This window comes from Sphingomonas yabuuchiae, assembly GCF_014199595.1.
Lineage (GTDB): Bacteria > Pseudomonadota > Alphaproteobacteria > Sphingomonadales > Sphingomonadaceae > Sphingomonas > Sphingomonas yabuuchiae.
Genome location: NZ_JACHNX010000011.1, coordinates 35,936 through 54,292 on the forward strand (window position 1 = coordinate 35,936; position 18,357 = coordinate 54,292).

17 protein-coding genes and 1 pseudogene are annotated in these 18,357 nt (G+C 62.6%); 3 read left to right on the plus strand and 15 right to left on the minus strand.

From position 1 onward, the window contains the following. Position 1 precedes the first annotated feature (1 nt). The 10 genes from GGQ89_RS13580 to GGQ89_RS13625 form a co-directional block, all read right to left on the minus strand. Complete coding sequence (locus tag GGQ89_RS13580; protein WP_052814292.1) at positions 2 to 1,009, minus strand: TrbG/VirB9 family P-type conjugative transfer protein; 1,008 nt, start codon at positions 1,007 to 1,009, stop codon at positions 2 to 4. 1 nt (position 1,010) lies between these two features. Continuing rightward, on the minus strand, positions 1,011 to 1,688 hold the full coding sequence (locus tag GGQ89_RS13585) for a VirB8 family type IV secretion system protein (RefSeq protein ID WP_043061486.1): 678 nt from the start codon (positions 1,686 to 1,688) through the stop codon (positions 1,011 to 1,013). A 440-nt stretch (positions 1,689 to 2,128) separates the two neighbouring features. Further along, positions 2,129 to 3,181, minus strand: a complete 1,053-nt coding sequence (locus GGQ89_RS13590) for a TrbL/VirB6 family protein (protein ID WP_240456342.1) — start codon at positions 3,179 to 3,181, stop codon at positions 2,129 to 2,131. A gap of 42 nt (positions 3,182 to 3,223) precedes the next feature. After that, positions 3,224 to 3,493 carry a hypothetical protein gene (locus GGQ89_RS13595; protein ID WP_043061485.1) on the minus strand — a complete coding sequence of 90 codons (270 nt, stop codon included), beginning with the start codon at positions 3,491 to 3,493 and terminating at the stop codon, positions 3,224 to 3,226. 1 nt (position 3,494) lies between these two features. Beyond that, a complete protein-coding gene (locus tag GGQ89_RS13600; protein ID WP_043061484.1) occupies positions 3,495 to 4,220 on the minus strand; it encodes a TrbJ/VirB5 family protein in 726 nt (241 codons plus the stop codon). Position 4,221: 1 nt separating this feature from the next. After that, positions 4,222 to 6,588: a VirB4 family type IV secretion/conjugal transfer ATPase gene (locus GGQ89_RS13605; protein ID WP_043061483.1), complete on the minus strand. Its 2,367-nt coding sequence runs from the start codon at positions 6,586 to 6,588 to the stop codon at positions 4,222 to 4,224. Next, positions 6,581 to 6,922: a VirB3 family type IV secretion system protein gene (locus GGQ89_RS13610; RefSeq protein ID WP_082049400.1), complete on the minus strand. Its 342-nt coding sequence runs from the start codon at positions 6,920 to 6,922 to the stop codon at positions 6,581 to 6,583. The genes GGQ89_RS13605 and GGQ89_RS13610 overlap by 8 nt, the downstream gene beginning before the upstream one ends. Then, entirely contained in the window at positions 6,915 to 7,241 is a 327-nt protein-coding gene (locus tag GGQ89_RS13615) for a TrbC/VirB2 family protein (RefSeq protein ID WP_052814291.1), read from the minus strand. Before GGQ89_RS13615 ends, GGQ89_RS13610 begins: the two co-directional genes overlap by 8 nt. Before the next feature lie 20 nt (positions 7,242 to 7,261). Further along, on the minus strand, positions 7,262 to 8,563 hold the full coding sequence (locus GGQ89_RS13620; protein ID WP_061780302.1) for an LPD7 domain-containing protein: 1,302 nt from the start codon (positions 8,561 to 8,563) through the stop codon (positions 7,262 to 7,264). Further along, the gene (locus GGQ89_RS13625) at positions 8,560 to 9,135 is read right to left on the minus strand and encodes a lytic transglycosylase domain-containing protein (protein ID WP_221238965.1); all 576 of its coding nucleotides are present in this window, start codon (positions 9,133 to 9,135) and stop codon (positions 8,560 to 8,562) included. Before GGQ89_RS13625 ends, GGQ89_RS13620 begins: the two co-directional genes overlap by 4 nt. 136 nt (positions 9,136 to 9,271) lie before the next feature. On the opposite strand from GGQ89_RS13625, the gene istA reads away from it, so the two are divergent. After that, a complete protein-coding gene (gene istA, locus GGQ89_RS13630; protein WP_184106155.1) occupies positions 9,272 to 10,783 on the plus strand; it encodes an IS21 family transposase in 1,512 nt (503 codons plus the stop codon). Further along, positions 10,770 to 11,498 (plus strand): IS21-like element helper ATPase IstB, encoded by a 729-nt coding sequence (gene istB / locus GGQ89_RS13635; RefSeq protein WP_062127353.1) that lies wholly within the window; start codon positions 10,770 to 10,772, stop codon positions 11,496 to 11,498. The genes istA and istB overlap by 14 nt, the downstream gene beginning before the upstream one ends. Before the next feature lie 188 nt (positions 11,499 to 11,686). On the opposite strand, the gene GGQ89_RS13640 is transcribed toward istB, so the two are convergent. Both GGQ89_RS13640 and GGQ89_RS13645 read right to left on the minus strand, forming a co-directional pair. Next, a complete protein-coding gene (locus tag GGQ89_RS13640) occupies positions 11,687 to 12,040 on the minus strand; it encodes a hypothetical protein (protein WP_043061496.1) in 354 nt (117 codons plus the stop codon). Further along, positions 12,040 to 12,735 carry a muramidase gene (locus GGQ89_RS13645; protein WP_052814290.1) on the minus strand — a complete coding sequence of 232 codons (696 nt, stop codon included), beginning with the start codon at positions 12,733 to 12,735 and terminating at the stop codon, positions 12,040 to 12,042. The genes GGQ89_RS13640 and GGQ89_RS13645 overlap by 1 nt, the downstream gene beginning before the upstream one ends. A gap of 252 nt (positions 12,736 to 12,987) precedes the next feature. On the opposite strand from GGQ89_RS13645, the gene GGQ89_RS13650 reads away from it, so the two are divergent. Next, positions 12,988 to 13,662: a Hin recombinase gene (locus tag GGQ89_RS13650; RefSeq protein ID WP_240456340.1), complete on the plus strand. Its 675-nt coding sequence runs from the start codon at positions 12,988 to 12,990 to the stop codon at positions 13,660 to 13,662. 304 nt (positions 13,663 to 13,966) lie between these two features. Here the strand turns inward: GGQ89_RS13650 and GGQ89_RS13655 are convergent, their stop codons facing one another. From GGQ89_RS13655 to GGQ89_RS20065, 3 genes and pseudogenes are all read right to left on the minus strand, one after another. After that, a complete protein-coding gene (locus GGQ89_RS13655) occupies positions 13,967 to 14,215 on the minus strand; it encodes a helix-turn-helix domain-containing protein (RefSeq protein WP_043061479.1) in 249 nt (82 codons plus the stop codon). Between the two features lie 183 nt (positions 14,216 to 14,398). Continuing rightward, a pseudogene (locus GGQ89_RS20060) lies at positions 14,399 to 14,536 on the minus strand (recombinase family protein); the annotation flags it as partial. A gap of 2,025 nt (positions 14,537 to 16,561) precedes the next feature. Next, complete coding sequence (locus GGQ89_RS20065; protein ID WP_232479914.1) at positions 16,562 to 18,355, minus strand: DEAD/DEAH box helicase; 1,794 nt, start codon at positions 18,353 to 18,355, stop codon at positions 16,562 to 16,564. Positions 18,356 to 18,357 lie beyond the last annotated feature (2 nt).

An 18,357-nucleotide genomic window follows, 5' to 3' on the forward strand; every position in this document is an offset into this window, starting at 1 on the left:
GCTATTGGTCCTTCACCTTGCGCTCGACGACGTTGGACACGGTGCCGGTCCGGTCACCCCGGACGTTGCGGGGAGGGGCCTCGTTGAAGATGCACAGTACGGCGGTGCCGCGACGGAGCCGCAACTCCCGATACACCGCATGGATCACGACGAAATCCTCGCGCACGTCGTAGGGAACGATGGTTTCGGTACCATCGACGTCGACCGCGAAGATCGACGGAACGTCGGCATGACCCGGATATCGCAGAACAGTGAACTCACCGTTGTCCGATACCTCGCTAGGCTGCAGTGCCACGTCGCCCTGCACCGTATAGTTCAGGTTCCGCTGACCCTCGATCACGGCATGGTCGAGCGCCGCTGTGGTAATACCAGACTCGATCGCCTTGGCGGCCTGCGCCTCTGCGACCTGAGCCTGCAAAGCGGCGACCGCGCGCTCCTCGCGCAGATAACGAAAGCGGACGCCGTACATCGTGCCGGCCGTCCCCAACGAGAGATTGAAGTGATAGGTGCGAGCCACGCCTGCCGCATTGGTGACGACAATCAAATTGGTGGGCCCGGCGCGTTCCCGGGGCTTCAGGAACACGATGTTGGCGACCGGCGCGATCTGCCACGATACCGTATCCCCGAGCGCCGCCTGCGTGATCGTCTCACCGGGTCCAAATCGGATCTCGATGGCATGGCGGAAACTGCCGACGATCGAGACAACCTGATCGGGATCGTAATTGACGTCTCGCAACCGGGTGTCCTTCGACCCCGGGCGAGGGACCTCAGAGGCGGTCGCGGGACGAGGGATCATCGTCGACGCGATGAGCCCGACCGCTGAGAAGGCGACTAGCCGATGCCATATCCTTCCAATCCCTCGCCAGAACCGGCTCGTCGCGCCCGCTTTCGTCACGGTCAGCTTGCTCATCGAAGGCGACAGCCGCTCCTCGACCCTCCGACGCAGCGCCGGAAGGAACGGGACGACGACACGATCCGGGTTCACCCGGGAGTTCGATGGCTCGTTCATGTCACGCCTCCGGATCAGAGCGATAGTTGACGACCTGGAAGCCGAGCGGATTGATGTTGCGATCTTTCTCATGCTCGGGGGCTGTCGTGAATTTGAAGGTCAGGATGGCGTTCCAATTCTGTGCGATGGGAGCGCTCTGTCCGTAGGTAATGATCTTGGAATAGCGGACCTGCGCGACGGTCTGGCTGAGGAAGCTGATCGACCGGATCGAAATCGATACGAAGCCTTTGTCACCATAAATATTGGACGGTGCATTCCTGTTGCTTGACTGGACGCTGTTCAGATAACGCTGTGCTTCGTTCTGATCGCTCATCAGCATGACGGCATAGGCATTTTCGCGTGCTGCATCGTTGAGCCAGCCCTCCCGTAGCCGGACGTATTGCGCGATGAAGTAGCGATTGACCGCCTCATCGTAGGTGCGGGGCTGCGGTCCCTTCAGGGCCGTGACGATCTGGGTTTCACCCGAGGATCGGTCGACGCGGATCACGAACGGATCAACCGTCTTGAGCGGGGTCAGCATCGCGACGGCGGCCACCGCGACAATCGCCAATACCACCGCGACTGCCGCGATGATCCAAGCGAGCTTCTCGCGTCCTGCGGCAGCGCGGAAGCGATCGTATTCCCAGGTCCGTGACGTCTGAAAATACTCGTCCTTCTTCTCGGCCTTCACCGCCGGCATGGCGTCGTCCCCCTGATCAGCATGGAAGGTAGGATCGAGCGACGATCCGGTTTGACAGGCGGGGCTTGGCCGCCGGACCTAGGATCTCGCGGCCCGACGATGAGGAAGGCGTGCCCGAGCCTCGTAGCGTCGGGATCTCGGGGGCAGACGCAGGCTGTTGCGGTGGCGCGGAGCCGGATGGCGGGGCGATCATTGATCGTGCCGCCGCTTGCGATACAGGCACGGGGATCGGCAGCGTCGGAAGAACGCTGCCGTAGGCGTTCGCTGGCCGTCGATGCTTGCCGTCGCAGACCGCCGGCTTCTTGAGTTGCGCGCCGGCACATCCGCTAAGCGCGATCGTGCCGATCGCCACCAGGGCTAAGCCTCTCATACGATCTCCAATGCTGGTGATGCTGGATCCAGCGGCCTGGATCCGATCTGGACGATGCTCATCGCTATGGTCATGCCGCGCGATTGATCGAACCGCCGCTCGCCGCCCGATTGGCTGGAGTGGCAGCCTGGGTCGCGCGCCGGAACATCAGGCGATTGGCCATCATGTTCGCACCCGTCATCAGAAAGCCATGGCCGCTGGACGAGGCGCCGCCGGCGATCCCCGAGGCGATGGCGGGGGACTGAAAAAAGAAGATCGAGCCGACGATATAGATCGCTGAGCAGGAGATCGTCGCCACGACCATGACCCCGGCGCTGAGTGTCAGATACGTATTCTCGGTGGTGACAAAGATGGTACCGTCGCCAATTGAACCCAGGATGCCGTCCATCGCGGCCTCCTGCAGGCCGGTGATGAATTTCGTCATGATCGCCATGATGACCATCAGGAGAACGAAGTTGGTGGTCTGCTTCAACCAGCCATCGAACAGCCACCGCGAGGAGTTGAACAGTAAGCAGGCAAGAGCAAGTGGCGCGAGCGCAACGCAGATCGAAACGGACAGCGTGGCGAAGATGACGATGCAGAAACCAATCGACGCCGACAGAAACGCAAAGACGTATAGGATTGCGATGCAGATATAGGTGACCAATGAACACGTCAGCTGAATGAGCGGCGTCCGGAAGTCAGTCAGGCCGCGCGAAGCCTGCGCCTGGACCTTTGTATTCGCGTCGACCATTCGCTGACCGAGTTTGCCGGTGTCGGCAACATAGGTATCGAACGTCGTGCCCGGATTGGTGACTGGCGTCCCCGACCCTGCCGCGATGATCTGGGCTGGCAGGTCGGTCGCGATGTTGACGACAAAGGTCGTATAGCCGACCGCGCTGGCCGCCGCGAGCGCGAAGCCGACCTTTCCAGCTTGGAACACGAGCTCCCGGAGTGGCGCCTGGATAGCACCCCGCAGGACAGCGAAGCCGAGCAACAGGAAGTAGATCGTGGCCGCAAGTGCAAGCGGCGCCGCGACGAAGCTCACAAGGCCCGAACCGAAGGTCGCGACGGCACCGGCAATGGCACTCTCCACGTACCCATACATGGTCGTGAACAACGTCATGATGTTGGGAGCGGCCATGCTAAACCCGTCCTGATATTGCGAACCGACACCGCACGAGCATCACTTCCTCAGCGTGTTCGCCTTGAAGAAATCCGAATCCTTCTTGCCCGCCTGCATCTGTGCGACGGAGATGGTGGCCTCCTGCGTGGTCGCGCAGAACTCGGCCTTTCGCGCCGGCGAAAGCTGGCTGTATTCGCCAGTGTCACATTTGCCCTGCCACTCGGTCAGCAGCGATCGATCGGCGATAAGTTGCTTGGCGGTGGGAATGGAGACTTGCTGTTGGCACGCGCAGACGGTCAGTAGCCCACATAATGAAATGAACCGACGCATGTTACCTCCGGATCGTGTTGGCCTCGAAGAACGCTGACTCGTTGCGGCCTGCGGATACCAGCGCAGCACTTGCGGCCAGATTTGCCGCACCGGCTTGGGCCATCTGGACCGCCTGCATCTTGAGCATATCGTTCTGGAGCTGCGCCTGTTCGACCGCGATGCGCGCCTGCAGGTCCATGACATCCTTCGGATCGCGGGCGCTCGCCAATTGCTGGCGGAGCTGATCGAGGCCCTGGGTCCGTGCTTGGGTCACGTTCAGGGTGTTTTCGCCGAGTGCCGCGGTCGTCGCTGCGGCCCCCGTGGCGTTTCGCAACGCCAGATCATAGGCTGCGTCCGCGTCGGACGATCCGGTTCCTGAAAGACGGTACCTTGCCTGGATATTCGAGGCGAGGTTGCCGAGCGGCCCCAGCCTCGAAAGGTTGCCGGATAGCAACGTTGCTGCGTCGGTATTGGCGTCGGGGAGGAGGTTGCGCACCTGAGGCAGGTTCAGGGTCGAGGCGATCTCGCTCATGTTGGTGAGCTTCTGCAGCGACTGTAACTGGTTGGCGGCCGTCTGGATCTGCTGCCTTCCTTGGTCGACGATGGTCAGGGTTTGACGGGCGGTCTGCAACGCTTGGAGATACGTCGTCGTGTCGAACACCGGGATGCCCTGCGCCGCGACGGGCGCGGCGAGTCCGATCACCCCGACCGATGCTGCGAGGCCGAGCAAGGTCCGTTTGATCCGCATGTCAGCTTTTCCTCTCGTTAACGTAGAATAGTGGCAGCCAGTCGTTTGGATGGTCGCCGGCGACGGCGATCGCTTCATCCATGGCGATCAGGGTCTCTGCCCGTCCGGACAGGACTTTCAGCTCATCTGGCATGCCGCCGAGGTCGAGCTTGGCAACGATGGAGGTGTGGCCCTGCTTGACGAGAAAGCAGCGGCTCTCCGGCGTCAGATCCTCGCGGATCAGCCGGAACTCCGCTTCCGTCAGTCCCAGCCCGTCGCAATAATCGGAACGCTTCGCATCCGAGTTGGGCAGGAGGATCTTGGTCGCCGTCTGCTCAATGATCGAATGGGCGATCGGAGAGCGCAGCGCGTCCGCGGGTGACTGCGTGCCGAAGACCATGAACGCGTTGCGCTTGCGGAAGGTCTTCAGTCCGTCCTGCGCGAACGATCGAAAGGCTTCGTCCTGCAGCGCTTTCCAAAACTCGTCGATATCGACGACGACCCGCTGTCCATCGAGCAGCTCGTTCACCCGGTGAAACAGGTAGAGCATAGTAGGCGTGCGGATCTCCGGGTTCTCGAGGAATTGCGTCATGTCGAAGCCGACGAACCGTGCCGACAACGATACCTCGTCGACCAGGCCGTCAAAGGCCCAGCCTAGCGATCCGCCTTGGCACCACCGCTCGAGCCTGGCGCCGATCCCCTCGGCGTCCGCGTAGCCGAGCATCTCGCGCAGCGCGCCCATTGAGCGAGCGGATGAGGGAAGCCGCATGACGGCGTCGATGCCGTCATCGATGAGACGGTCTTCGGCAACCGTGAGTGGCCGGTTCTCACGACGAACTAGCACGCGGACGAATTGACGGAGGAAGGCGATATTCTCCGCAGTAGGTGGCAACCCCTTTAGCGGCGCAAAGCCGGTTGGCTCGCCATTGCGCAACGTCAGGTAGGTGCCTCCACAGGCTCGGACAAAAATTTCGGCGCCGCGGTCCTTGTCGAAGAATATCTGCCGTGCGCCGGTCTTTTCGAGCTGCGCCTGAAGGAAGTTCTGCAGCACGGTCTTCCCCGCACCGGTCGGGCCGATAATCAGCGTGTGCCCGATGTCGGCGCGATGAAAGTTGAACCAGAAGGACGACCCGGCGCGCGTCTTAAGCAGCGTGACCGCCTCACCCCAATGGTTGCCCGATCGGCGTCCTGCAGGAAACGTGTAGAAAGGGCTCAACGCAGCAAAATTGCGACTGTTGATCACCGCTGGACGTGCCCGCATTCGAAAATTGCCCGGCAGCTGTGCCCAGAACGCCGCCTCGAGCGCGACATCTTCGCGCGCCATGACCATCCCGGTATCCGCCGCGGCCGAGCGCGCGATCGATAGCCGCTCGAGCAGCCGTTTCGGATCGTCGTCGATTACCGAGATCGACAGGTGATGCTCACCCATGACGAACCTGTTCGCCATGAGTTCGTCCTGGCCGTCCAGAAGCTCGATCGCTTGGCTGACGCCGGCATCATCCGACGACGTCATCTGCTTGTATTTCTTGGAAAAGCGCTCGCTAGCGGCCTGTTTTACCAGCGGGGCGAAGCTCTGCGTCAGCACAAAGGGGAAATCGAGCTTGAGCAGGCTGTTGAACTGCCCTGTTCGCGTGCTCGCGACATACTCGCGGACGCCGAACATCCCGAGATAATGCGACTTGTGCGGCAGCCGGATCTCGGCCGCTTCCCGGCCGAACACCACGCGGGATTGGTACAGCGCCTGTCCCAGACGGCCATCCAGCAGGGGCACGCGGATGCGGTCGCCCGTCAGAATGAAGTGCAGCACCTCCATGGGCTTCGAGAACAGGATGCCGTCATGTTCATAGAGTGACAGTGGCTCGGGGGCGGCGTCCGCCAGCAGCGTTTCAAAGTCGCGGCACTTGTCCGCCATGATCGCCAACGCGCGCGTGTCGAGTTCGTCGGGGCTACTCCGTCGTCCAAAGAAGCGCGCTACCTGGTCGCCGGCCATGCTCGATGGCCGCACGATGACCGCAACATAGAACTCGTTGTGGTAGAGGACCTTCTCCCTCAACGCCTCAGAGTAGCGATCTTGCAGCCGCCGGGCGAAATCCGAATGGAAGTCACCGCCGAGGACCGGATCGGTCGCTGTTCGAACGAGATGCGTCCACAATGCGACACGATCGTCACCGATCGATCGCCAGGTGATGTTGAGCTTGGTGTGCCAGGTGTTGAGGTCGGCGATATCGCTCGTCTCGAAGGGCCGTCCGTCGACGCGATATAGTCGCATCAGCGAGCCGTCTTCGAGGGCTACGACTGTGTCGTCGACGTGCCGGGTGTAGGGGATGAACTTGACGTCGTCCGTCTCGCGCACGGCAACGCGCTTGTGCTGCAGCCGGGTGTCAGTCATTGCCGAACTGCTTGCGTCTAACGGCCTTCCCGAGGCGGACGGGAGAATAGCTCCCGCCACCCCAGAACTTCCGGTTCTTCGACAGGAAAACCGTCTGGAACCAAAGGCCCCACAACCGAAAGGCATTGTAGTCGTAGTGGACGACCATCCGCGCCGGGAAGTAGAGCGCGCCGAACAATGCCAGGGGATAGAACGGGTTATGCATGATCCCCCACAGGACCATGCAGACCATGATGATCGGCATGATCGCCTCGAGCGGCAGTCCCATGAAGACCGACGGCCTGGTCAAGGCGAGGAAGACCTTATCTTCCGCCAATTTGTCGGCTTCAGCCACCCGAGCTCATCCAGCCGACGATCGTCGTCGCCGAGAAGATGATGCCAATGCCGATCAGCACGGTGACGGCGCGTCCCCAGTCCATGCGGCCCGTTAGTTTCGCATAACCGACTGCCATGACCGCGATCACACCGACGACGCCGGCAACCGTAACCATCCAGTCCTTGATGGTGTTGAGCCCGCCTTCGATTGCGGTTCCGCTACTCTGGGCAAGTGCCGGCTGCGCGATCGCGGCGAGAGCAATCATGCCGGCGACGCCGATCAGTTGCCGGGCACGACGATCGGACATCAGCCTGCCCATGTTCGACGTAAACTTCATAGGGGTCTCCATCGCTAGCTCTACCGCTCCATGTCGGATCGGATCTGGATCGGCTCGACCTGTCGAACCGGGGTCGGCTCACGCACTGAAACCTCGAACCCCCGCCGCAGCACGTCCGAAATCATCTGTCGGCTTTCGAGGTTAGCGGTTGCCATGCGGCCCGCATCACCGCCGAAGACCTCGCCGATATGGAGCTCCATCGCGGCCTGTGCCTCGCGCGCGCCGGCGAGCCGTGGATCGGCCGAGACGCGATCGATGGTCCCGTTCAGAAAGATCTCCGCCAGTTCTTCGCTCTCGCGCTGTCTCGCACTCGCGTCGCGGTCCTGACGTTCCCCGACAGTCGGCTCTCGGTCGATCAGCGTTCCGCTGCCGGCGGCCGAATGCTTCGTGCGGGCGGCGTCTTCTAGTTCATCGGCAATGGCGCTGGTGGCGCGCTGTGGCTCGCTTGCCTCTAGATGAGGGGTTTCGCGGTGCATCCCCGATCGCACGCGAGCGATCGCGTCGGCGATTTCGCCATGGCTTTCGTCGACCATGTCCAGTGAGCGCAACCGGTCCGGCCCGTATCCCACCTGCTCGAACGCCGCAGCCAGCGTTGGGCTCTCGAGGGCGCGCTCCAGAGACGTGTTTACTGCCTCGCGATTATGATCGAGGCGCTCCGATCGAACGTCGCGATCGAAAGCATCCATGCCTGGACGCAGGGGCGCATCGAGACTTTTGCGGTCCTCGATATGCCGGCTGACCGTGAGGAGGAGCTTTCGGTCGCCGCTCGATAACGCGTTTCCGTCATCGTCGCGCAGCGCGCCGCGGCCATCCGCCTCCGGCGGAGTCATCGCTGCCTTGGGATGTGTTTCGCCGACAATGTCAATGCGCGGCGGGGCAGCGGCTCCCTGCTGAGCGTCGCGCTCGCGGCGCTCCTTCGATGCGCGTCTGGCCTGCTCCACGCGCTCTTGCTCGTTGAAGCTGGGATCGTAGCCACTGACCCTAAGTCCTTCGCGGGTCGCGGCCTCCCAAACGGCCTGCCGAAACTCCGGCGACCCGTCGACCGCGATGCGATCCCAGCCGCTATGCTGCGCGATTGTCACGAGGGCGGCCACCGTCTCGGCGTCCTCACTTCGCGCAACGATGCGATCGTTCGTGATCTCGATCGAGGGTCCATCGCGATCAGTGGGCCGGAAGAGACCGATCCGCTGCTCGCCATCGGCACCGTCAACGACACGAACGTCGTATCGCCCGGCCAGGGCCGGTGGTAGCTCGAAGCCGGCCGGCTCGGCTGGAACCACAGGCATTCGGTCGTCCCGGACGATGCTGTTGGCGCCGCTCATTTGAACACCGTGACTGTGGTAGGCGAAAGCGGGCCGACGACCCATTGGTCTTGGGCTGTCAGCGTTGGGTGTGCCGCCGAAGCCGCGCGTGTCGCCGCAGCAGTGTCAACTCCTGGCAGGGCTGGAGCGGTTTCAATGGACCCCAGGTTCACCGCGGCTGACCAGACGCGGCCTGCATAGCCGTTGCGTAGACCACGGGTGAGGGACCCGGTGTTGTACATCGAGTACGTCGCAGAGATCGCGTCCAACCCCGAATAATGCCGGGCGGCGGTGTCGTAGCTGCGCTGCAGGATCACCGAGGCAAGACGAAGATTATTGCATGGCTCAAACACGCTCTCGATCGTCACGCCGAGACGGGTGAAATTTGCTGAGTTGATCTGGGCGAGGCCGACGTCGACCGTGTAGCCCGCCGCGATATAGCGGCGTACCAGCGCCGCTCCCTCCGGAACTGTTCTTGCGCGAACACGGGGACCCTTGTTCACGTTTATCTGCAACGGCTCGCCGCCGCTCTCGGTGAGGACGAGCGGCACGATCGCTTCGGTCGCGATCTCGGGAGCGCAGGCTTTCGCCAAGGCGATGATGGCCGGTACGTTGTGGATCGGCGTGGAAAAGGGACCCCGTTAGCGGGGTGATCGGCGTCGAAAAGGGACCCCTCATCCTGGTGTTCTAGGCTGTTCGCTTGGCGGTGTGTCAGGCGGCGAGATCGGGATGCTGGTATTGGAGACGGTGTTGAGGATCCGGCGCGAGCACGCGTCGGGCAAGGCCATCAAGGCGATAGCGCGGGACCTGCACCTGTCGCGCAAGGTGGTGCGCAAGGCGATCCGGGCGCCGGAAGCGGACATGGGTTATCGGCGAGAGGTGCAGCCGCTGCCGAAGCTGGGGCCGTTTCAGGCGCGACTGGATGCGTTGCTGGAGGAGGATGAGGCACGGCCCCGGCGGGAGAAGCTGCGGCTCACGCGTATCCATGACCTGCTGCTGCGCGAGGGGTTCGACGGGTCTTACGATGCGGTGCGCCGCTATGCCGCCCGCTGGCGGCAAGCGCGGCGGCGCGACGTGATGAATGCGCCGGCGTTCATCCCGCTGCTGTTCCGACCGGGCGAGGCGTATCAGTTCGACTGGAACCACGAGGACGTGGAGATCTCGGGCAAGCCGATGCGCGTGAAGGTCGCGCATGTGCGGCTGTGCGCGTCGCGGGCCATGTATGTGCGAGCCTATCCCCGCGAAACACAGGAGATGCTGTTCGACGCGCATGCACGGGCGTTTGCTTTCTTCGGAGGCGTGCCGACGCGCGGCATCTACGACAACATGAAGACGGCGGTGACGAGCGTGTTCACCGGCAAGGAGCGGGTCTTCAACCGTCGCTTCCTGGTCATGGCCAACCATTACATGGTCGAGCCGACCGCCTGCTCGCCGGCGTCGGGCTGGGAGAAAGGTCAGGTCGAGAACCAGGTGCAGACCGCACGCGGTCGCTTCTTCCAGCCGCGCCTGCGATTTACCGGCCTCGAGGAGTTGAACGGCTGGCTGGAGGCGGAGTGTCGGCGCTGGGCAGAGTTGCACCAGCATCCCGAGCAGAAGGAGCTGACGGTCGCCCAGGCATGGGCAGCAGAACGGGCGGTGCTCCAGCCTGTTGTCGCACCCTTCGACGGCTTCCACGAGAGCGAGCATGCGGTAAGCGGCACATGCCTCATCAGCTTCGACCGCAACCGCTATTCCGTTTCTGCCAGGGTGGTGCGACGTGCCGTCCAGGTCCGCGCCTATGCCGACCGCATCGTCGTGCGCTGCGACGGTGAAGTCGTCGCCGACCATCCCCGGTTCTTCGGCCGCGACCGGACCATCTACGACCCGTGGCACTATCTGCCGGTGCTGGTGACCAAGCCGGGTGCCCTGCGCAACGGCGCACCGTTCCAGGGCTGGGAGTTGCCGCCTGCGCTGGCACGACTGCGGCGCAAGCTTGGCACCGGCGACGATGCCGACCGGCGGTTCGTGCGGGTGCTGGCAGCGGTGCTCGACGACGGGCTGGAGGCGGTAGAAGTGGCCGTGCGCGAAGCATTGCTGGCCGGCGTCGCCAGCGACGACGTCATCGTCAACATCCTGGCCCGCCGGCGCGAACCGCCGCGACCGCTGACTATTGTCACGCCAGAAGATCTGGCGCTGCGCCATCCGCCCCGTGCCGACTGCAACCGCTATGACAGCCTGCGAGGTCTCCATGCAGCGGCATGAGATGATGACGGCCATGGCCGAGTTGGGGCTGAAGGGCATGGCTGGCGCCTTCGACGAGGCGGTCACTACCGGTCTCCAGCGCAAGCGCACGACCATGGAGGTCCTGACCGACCTGCTGCGTGCCGAGGCGACGCACCGCCATGCAGCCTCGGTCCGTTACCGGATGTCGGCCGCCAGGTTACCCGCGGTGAAGGACCTAGACGCCTTCGTCTTCGGCGACACTCCCATCAACGAGGGACTGGTGCGCTCGCTGTACAGCGGCTCGTTTCTTCCGGGCCAACGCAACGTCGTGCTGGTCGGTGGAACGGGTACCGGCAAGACGCATCTCGCCACCGCCATCACTGCCAATGTGGTACGAGCCGGCGCCCGCGGACGCTACTTCAACACAGTGGACCTGGTGAACCGGCTCGAGGAGGAAACGCGCCTCGGCAAGGCCGGCACGCTGGCGGCCCAGCTTTCGCGCCTCGATCTCGTGGTGCTCGACGAGCTTGGCTACCTGCCGTTTGCACGCTCGGGCGGTCAACTGCTCTTCCACCTCGTCAGCAAGCTCTACGAGAAGACCTCGGTCATCGTCACCACCAACCTGGCCTTTGGTGAGTGGCCGACCGTCTTTGGCGACCCCAAGATGACCACCGCGCTGCTCGACCGCATTACCCACCATTGCGACATCGTCGAAACCGGCAACGACAGCTGGCGCTTCAAACATCGAAGCTGAAGCCTGGGGCACCGGCAGAGAACGCTTCGTGCTGGTTGCGCCTCCGGTCGGGCTACGCCCGCCCTACGCCGCAACCAGCACGAACAGTGCGCCCGTCATACCCGTTACGCTGCTCGACGAAGGGGGTCCCTTTTGCACGCCGATAGGGGGTCCTTTTTGGACGCCGATTGACACCGGTACGTCGTAGCTCATTGGGACGTCACCGTCTGGTAGCGCGTGTCGAGCTGGTAGCGTGCCGTCGTTCCATCTGACTTAGAGACGGTGAGGCTGTAGCCATGTTTCGTTTGACGCGTCCGGATGCCGACGCCGATGCAGCTGGGGAACACGCCACCGATCGCGAGATGCTGCCAGAGCTTCGTAATTGGTGGCACACAGGCGGGATAGGTCGTCGGCGAGCCCGGTGTCGCGAGACACAGAACGACCTGACAACCCCAGTCGGACGCGCGTGCCGGCTGTGGCACCGCGATCGCCAACACGCCGGCAAGGGGGATCACGACGCCCGCTGCGCTCTGCGAGATCGTCTTGAGAGTCCGTGCCAGCATCATCCACCTCCTTGAAGCGAACGAGGACCGGTCGTCGCGAAGACGTCCCACGCCGCAGGTCTCGGCTCGGCAACCGACCCCTCGGGGACCGCGTCCAGCTGCCTGGTTCCGGCGGGTTGCTGCCCGCTACCGTTCCGCGCGACGTCCAAGAACCAGTCTTCGCCGTCCTCGATGTGCTGCGTCCGGTCTATGGTCTGTCCCGGGCGGGCGAACGCGACGTGCCAGTGATTGGAATGCCCTTGATCGCCTGGGCCAAGGAGCTCGATGATCCGGATGCCGTGCTGGGCCATCAGTGCCCGGATCCGGCAACGATCGATCGTCCCGACGCCGCCAGCCGGCACGAAGTCGACGGCTTGTCCGACTTTGTGCCAGCTGTAGCGGGCCCCATATGTCGCATTCGCCGGTCGGATCGTATCGGTGACGCGGGCGCCGAACGCCTTGCGAAGCAGGCTGACCACATCTGATACGCTTTCGGTACCGGCGAGCGGCGATCCGCGGCCGCCATCGCCGACACGCGCGAGACTGCATGGATCAAACACCGTCGATGGAGTGACCCCGAAGGTCGTAAAATGGCGCCCCGCGATCTGGAGCGGACCCGCGGTGAAGTCGGCCCTGAGGGCGAGAAGGTCGCGTACCGTCGCTTCCGCATCCGCGAGGTTCTGCGGCTCTCGCAGCAAGGTAGCGCCGCTGATCACGGCAACCGGAAAGGACCCCGCCGAGATTGGCTGAGCGGGTCCAACCATGGCTGCGCAGAGCTGGATTGCCTTCGCTGTGAGTGCCGCTGGAAGCATGATGCTCCGTCCATCTGGTGCAGTCCAAATAAACTCTAAAACGAAAATGACGCAAGATGGAAATTCGGCAGAGTCGCTTTAACGGCCTTCCTGGGTGCCGGCGGTTGCGTGGTCAGGCCGGTCTTCGACGCGCACCGTGTTGCTCGGAGCCTATGGTTGACCTACAGAATTCGCGCCCGGCACACGGTGGCGCTGGCGCCGTTCATCGAGAGGAGGGCAGGGGTGGGAAAAGTCGTCGCGTTCCTCGCGGAATGCCAAGGATCGGCGACGATCGACGATCAGAAGGCCGCCATGAACTCCGAGGCGCTCATCGTCGTTGCGGGCCGTCAGAGCTTCAACAAGCTGGGCGATCTGCTCGCACGCAGCGGTCTCCAACTTGAGGCCGGCGACAGGGTCGTGGTTTATGATCTGTCGTGTATCACACTTTCCACCCCGACGTTGATCCGCCTTATCGACCGGATGCTCCGCCGCGGCATCGCGTTCGAGATCGTAGCGGCGGGCGTTGTCATCGAACCCGCACCTGACGACAAGCTTCACGCGCTGATCCGCGCCCTTGATGGGCACCATCGTTATTTGCACGGGTTAAAAACACATCCCGAGACAGCGTCGCGGGGGCGCAAACGGCTTCTCGACCCAGATGATCTGCCTGCGATCAAATCGAGGCTGGAGTCACCGGGGGCGACGGCAACCGATGTCGCCCAGGAGCTACGCGTGTCGCGCTCCACCTTGTTCAACTTTCTCGAACGGTACGATCCCGACCGGGTCAGAAGGAGCAAGAAGATCAGCGACGGGGGTGATGAGGATATTAGAAAGCAGCGTCATCTCGCGTAACGTCACGCAGTCTGACGTCGCGCCCATGATATCCTTGATGCGCTGCACGGAAAGTGTCGCCCGCGCCGCCAGGACTTCAACAGAGAGCCCGGATCGATCTGCCAGCGCCGCGATCCTCAGACCGAAGCGACGTCGCATCGCTTTACCATCGCTCACGCCGACACTCCATACGATAGACCAGATACCGCTTTGTCCGGTTGCTCGAAGCAGTCGATTGCTACCCAATTGGATTTAGGAGGCCAGCGTAAAAGGAACAACGCCGTGTTTGGATGCAAGAAGCGATTAATTCGGAGTGATTAGGTTCCTAGTCGTTGTTCGGACGAAGCAAATCCCACACATCGGTGTCGAGAACTTCGGCAATCTTCGCCATGAGATCGAGCGTCGGATTGGCCTGTGCGCGCTCGACCTGCGAAATGTAGGCGGCCGTGCTGCCGGTCCGCTCGGCGAGTTGGGCTTGCGTCATGTTGTGAGCAAGGCGACGCTGTTTGAGCCTTCCGCCGAAAAGCTCGGCGAGAGGCAGCCTGACGTTATCGGCGATGATTACCTTTGGCATGATGCAGCGCTACCAAGTTTTTCGTGTAAGTCCCACAGTCTGCATCGAGGCGCGGCGCTCAACGCAGGATCACGGCAAGGCTGGGCCACGCCCGCAGGACGCCACGCTTCGTCAATGCTCTTGCGGCGCACGTTGGGTCCAGTGGGCCGCTAGACCGATGTCGTTGTCCAGCCCGTCCGGTAGTCAAAAAAGCTCCGGTCGGGCTAGGCGAGTGCCGCTCTCGTGTTCGACATAGCGCGCTGCGATCCGGAGGCCATGTGAGGCGGCGAACGCATCCAGCGCGGCGCGAGCGCGGTTGGCGTCCTGTTCAGCGATCGATGCGCGGAGATAGGCCCGGACGAACGTACCTCAGTGCTTGATGAACGGTCTTGTTATGTCCAGTCCTTTTTGAACGTCGTTTGACGGAAACGAGACTGAGCGCGCTCCAGTCTTTCAGAGGTATGCCCAAAAGACTGGCTGGGTCGATTTGCTAAGTTTGGCTTCTTAGGGAACGCCGCGAGGGACTACGCCGGACGAAAGCGCCGTGACACGGTGGGGTTAGCCGAACCGGTGTTGAGCGCGTAGTCGCTCCGGCGTGCTTTTCGGCTAAGTGTATGTGCCGACGGAGTGATCGCAAGCTCAAAGCCCGCTGGGTCGATCCAAACAACCTCATTATCCCGCAGTACGGGTACCACGGCATAGTGCCCGCGTTGTCCGTTGGTGCCGGTCAGCACGGCGTCAAACTGCGCAGTCGGCTTGTCCTCGGTGGCCTTCCTGGCGAGTGACCTCTGCCACTCGAGGAAGCGCTGCGGATCGATGAACGCGTCCGGTTCGAGGGCTGGTTCAGCAGATGTCAGCCAGCGATTAAAGTCGGCGCGGCGGTTCGCGCCTTCATCCCGTGTCTTCGCCAAACCCTGAGATAGACAGAAGGCGATGAATGGATCGTGCGTACCCCAGCGTAGGAGTTCCCGTGCCCAAAAGCCGAACCACGGAAGACCGGTCGTAGCCTTCCAATCACTCAAGCTAGGGATGGCTAACGGATCGGCTGCCCCCAGCGACCAAGCCTGCGCAACGACGGCTCCCAACGCCATACCAAGACGGTATTCGAGGTTGTCGGCGACGAAACGCTGCCAAGATCGCAGTTGATCGGGGGCAGGGGGTGTTACATCAGGTTCGTTGAGGCACCACCCAAGGACGTCATTCCAGCGGTCAAGCAGACGCTCATCGGTATCGGTCCGGCGGACGCGGAAACCGTAGCCGCGATCGTCCTTGATGAGATCGCCGATCCGCTCGAACACGTCGATCCGTTCTTCTGGACTAGCGGTCCCGTAGTTTACCGCCTTGCTGATTTCCGCAAGTATCGCGGTCGCTACTCCCTCGAACCGGCGACCAATCACCGGTGTGAAGCCAAATTGGTAGAGGCGAGTGCGTTCGGCACGGTCAGGGTAGAGCTGGGTGACTACGCCGGAACCGCGACGAATAAATGCTTGTTCAAGCCATGCTTCTTGGGCGGTTGCTGTTGCGCTGAACGTGCGCTCCCAAACGCTTTTCAGATGTGCCTCGATCTGCGCGCGCGACATTGCAGCAGTATCGCTTTGCTGAAGTTCCTCCACGGCCGCCAACGCCAAGCCATCAAGCTCATCCATGGCATCCGCAAGTCGGGCACGAGGGTCGGTCGCTCCAGTGCCGGCTGCTGCGCTGACGGTCGTGGGCGCCGTCGCCTCGAGCCAGTTGAGGAAGTCGTCTGGCGATACCTGCAGCAGCCGATGCGCGCGATCCCAGATCAGTTCCAGCAGCATCGCCAGGGGGCTGGGCACACTATCGGCATCACGCTCTTCTATTACAAGCGCATCACGCAGCTGGTCGTATTCCGTACTCAAGGTTGCCAGCTGACGACGCTGTATGGGGCGGCTCGCAGTGGCAGTGGTTGAAATTTGGCGGGGCAGAGCGACCAGGGTCAGTCCTTCAATCCCTCGCGATGCACCAGGTCGCCCAGCGCGTCCGGCAAGATTGCGAAACTCCGCCGTACTAAGCGGAGCGATGATCTGCTCCTCCTCGACTGGATCCCACGATGTGCGCTTCAGTGAGGTCAAAAATATGAGATCGAACGGAAGATTCACACCCTCCGTCAATGTCGCCGTCGCGACCGTTATCGGGCAAATACGCTGATCGATCATCTCCACCATCAACCGACGGAGACGCTGCGGCATCTGACCGTGGCTGGTGGCAATTCCCCGTTCCAACAGGAAAAGCTCGAAGCTATCGGCTCCACAATAGTCCTGACAAGCGGCTCGCGCCTCGTCAAAGCGCTCACCACGGCGGCCCCGGGGCGGCGTAAAATTGACGATCGCCTGCCAAGCTGGCAGCTCAAGCGCTTCTTTGTACCAGCGCATCGTTTGTTCGGGCTCTTGCGCGACCGAGATCAGGATGCGCTGATCCTCCTCTACGAGATGCAGGGCGGTCCACAAAACGCTCAACGTGTTGAAGCGATTGAGGCTGTTGCGCCACTGCGAGCGAAGCTGAGGCATCGGTGCAACGCGGAGGGGAAGATACACCGGGTCTTCCTCGCCCCGGAGGTAAAGCGGGCGGCCGTTCATGAGGTCGAGCAGGATACGACCTGATGCGTTCGTTGCGGTCTCCAGCACCCCGATAACCTGGCGGGTGCTGCGATAGCGGACGCCAACGGCCTGAGCATCCCCGCGGCCTTCGATCCAGCGCGCAACGGGCTGTGCGGCCCCCCCCTGCAACGGCGGTGAGCGCGATGCGTACGACCTCCGGCTGTCGCGCGACGATACGCGAAACCAGCGTCTCGAGCCGGATGGCCCGATTGCTATGCTCCGCGAAGCTTACGCGGGTGGACTCGTCAGCGTCGGGTACGACCTGATGGGCTTCGTCAATAATGAGGAGTTTGATGCGCGCTATGAGGATGGGCCCGAGATAGCGCATCAACGCGTCAGCCTTCTCGACCGTAGCGATAAGCACCACCGGACGGTCGGTCGTCAGCCAGGCATCCGTGATGCCCCAGTCGGCGCCACCATACAGACCCGTAATCAGGCACTCTCGACCAAGCTCCGAGGTCAGTTTCGCCTCGACCTCGTTCGCCAGCGCGCGAGAGGGAACGATATAAAGCGCCAACGGTCCGATCGCTGCGGGCTCCGCACGCAGGAGCAATTCTTTGACGATCGCCATGTTGGCCACCAACGTCTTGCCTGATCCGGTCGGCGTGCAAAGCGCGAAGGAGTCGTCGCGTAGTAGCCGTTCCAGTCCCTGCAGCTGCGATGTCCAAAGGATACCGCGCCCGCGACTGAATTGGTCACGCGCGTAATCGGTGAGCTTGGAAAGCCGCTCTGGCCGGAGCACAGCTAATGCGCGCAGGGGTTTGTAGATGGAGGCGGCAACGAAGCGATCGGCCACATCCCGGATCAGGGAAAGAACGAGCGCTGCATCGTCGCTGAAGGTCCGAGCTGCCATCTCGTCGAGCGCGCGCAACTTGGCCATTGCGCGATCCAGGCGTGGATCGTCACCGCGGCGGAGGCAGTCGGCGATGAGGCCGACAGTGCGAACTAATTCGATGGTGAAGTACCAGGTGACGCGATCGCCATCCTCGCCGGCTTCGTCGGATTCGAGGAGCGCGGTTGCGAGCAACGTTCCCTGGTCAGGCTGGGTGAGATGTGGGTGCTCGCTCCAGAAATTAGCGGCGCGCGCGATGACATCGTCGAAGTCGGCGCGCAGGAAGGCAGCGAGCAGGCTGACCCCATCCTGATCGGACGGCACCTGGGCGAGCAAGCCGGCTGCCATCGCCGGCAAACCGCCAAGTTGGTAGGCACCGGCCGCGAGCAATTCGATTGGTACGATCGTGCGCAGGCCGTCATCTGCCCGCGCCAACCACTCAAGCAGTTCGCCCGTGCGGCGATAGCAGTCGATAGCGCCAGGGCACGTCGGCCCATCCACTGTGCGGAAAATGTGCGCCGCATGAAGAAGACGGCGCGCGTCACTCAGCTGACTCTCAGACTCACGCGCCGACCAATGGATCGTGGGAACCTGCCAGGTCGTCTGCAAGCAACGCACGAAGGCGCGAGCCTGTGGGCGGGATAACGCGTTTTCGATGGCCAGCGAAGTGCGAACTTGCTCTGCGACGGCACGCCGCATCTCTTCGGACATGG

Excerpts from the sequence above, each read along its gene's own strand:
- GGQ89_RS13620 (WP_061780302.1), bottom strand. The coding sequence starts at position 8,563 with ATGAGCGGCGCCAACAGCATCGTCCGGGACGACCGAATGCCTGTGGTT.
- GGQ89_RS13600 (WP_043061484.1), bottom strand. The coding sequence starts at position 4,220 with ATGCGGATCAAACGGACCTTGCTCGGCCTCGCAGCATCGGTCGGGGTG.
- istB (WP_062127353.1), top strand. The coding sequence starts at position 10,770 with ATGCAGCGGCATGAGATGATGACGGCCATGGCCGAGTTGGGGCTGAAG.
- GGQ89_RS13655 (WP_043061479.1), bottom strand. The coding sequence starts at position 14,215 with ATGCCAAAGGTAATCATCGCCGATAACGTCAGGCTGCCTCTCGCCGAG.
- GGQ89_RS13615 (WP_052814291.1), bottom strand. The coding sequence starts at position 7,241 with ATGAAGTTTACGTCGAACATGGGCAGGCTGATGTCCGATCGTCGTGCC.
- GGQ89_RS13605 (WP_043061483.1), bottom strand. The coding sequence starts at position 6,588 with ATGACTGACACCCGGCTGCAGCACAAGCGCGTTGCCGTGCGCGAGACG.
- GGQ89_RS13585 (WP_043061486.1), bottom strand. The coding sequence starts at position 1,688 with ATGCCGGCGGTGAAGGCCGAGAAGAAGGACGAGTATTTTCAGACGTCA.
- GGQ89_RS13595 (WP_043061485.1), bottom strand. The coding sequence starts at position 3,493 with ATGCGTCGGTTCATTTCATTATGTGGGCTACTGACCGTCTGCGCGTGC.
- GGQ89_RS13590 (WP_240456342.1), bottom strand. The coding sequence starts at position 3,181 with ATGGCCGCTCCCAACATCATGACGTTGTTCACGACCATGTATGGGTAC.
- GGQ89_RS13640 (WP_043061496.1), bottom strand. The coding sequence starts at position 12,040 with ATGCTGGCACGGACTCTCAAGACGATCTCGCAGAGCGCAGCGGGCGTC.
- GGQ89_RS20065 (WP_232479914.1), bottom strand. The coding sequence starts at position 18,355 with ATGTCCGAAGAGATGCGGCGTGCCGTCGCAGAGCAAGTTCGCACTTCG.
- GGQ89_RS13580 (WP_052814292.1), bottom strand. The coding sequence starts at position 1,009 with ATGAACGAGCCATCGAACTCCCGGGTGAACCCGGATCGTGTCGTCGTC.
- istA (WP_184106155.1), top strand. The coding sequence starts at position 9,272 with ATGCTGGTATTGGAGACGGTGTTGAGGATCCGGCGCGAGCACGCGTCG.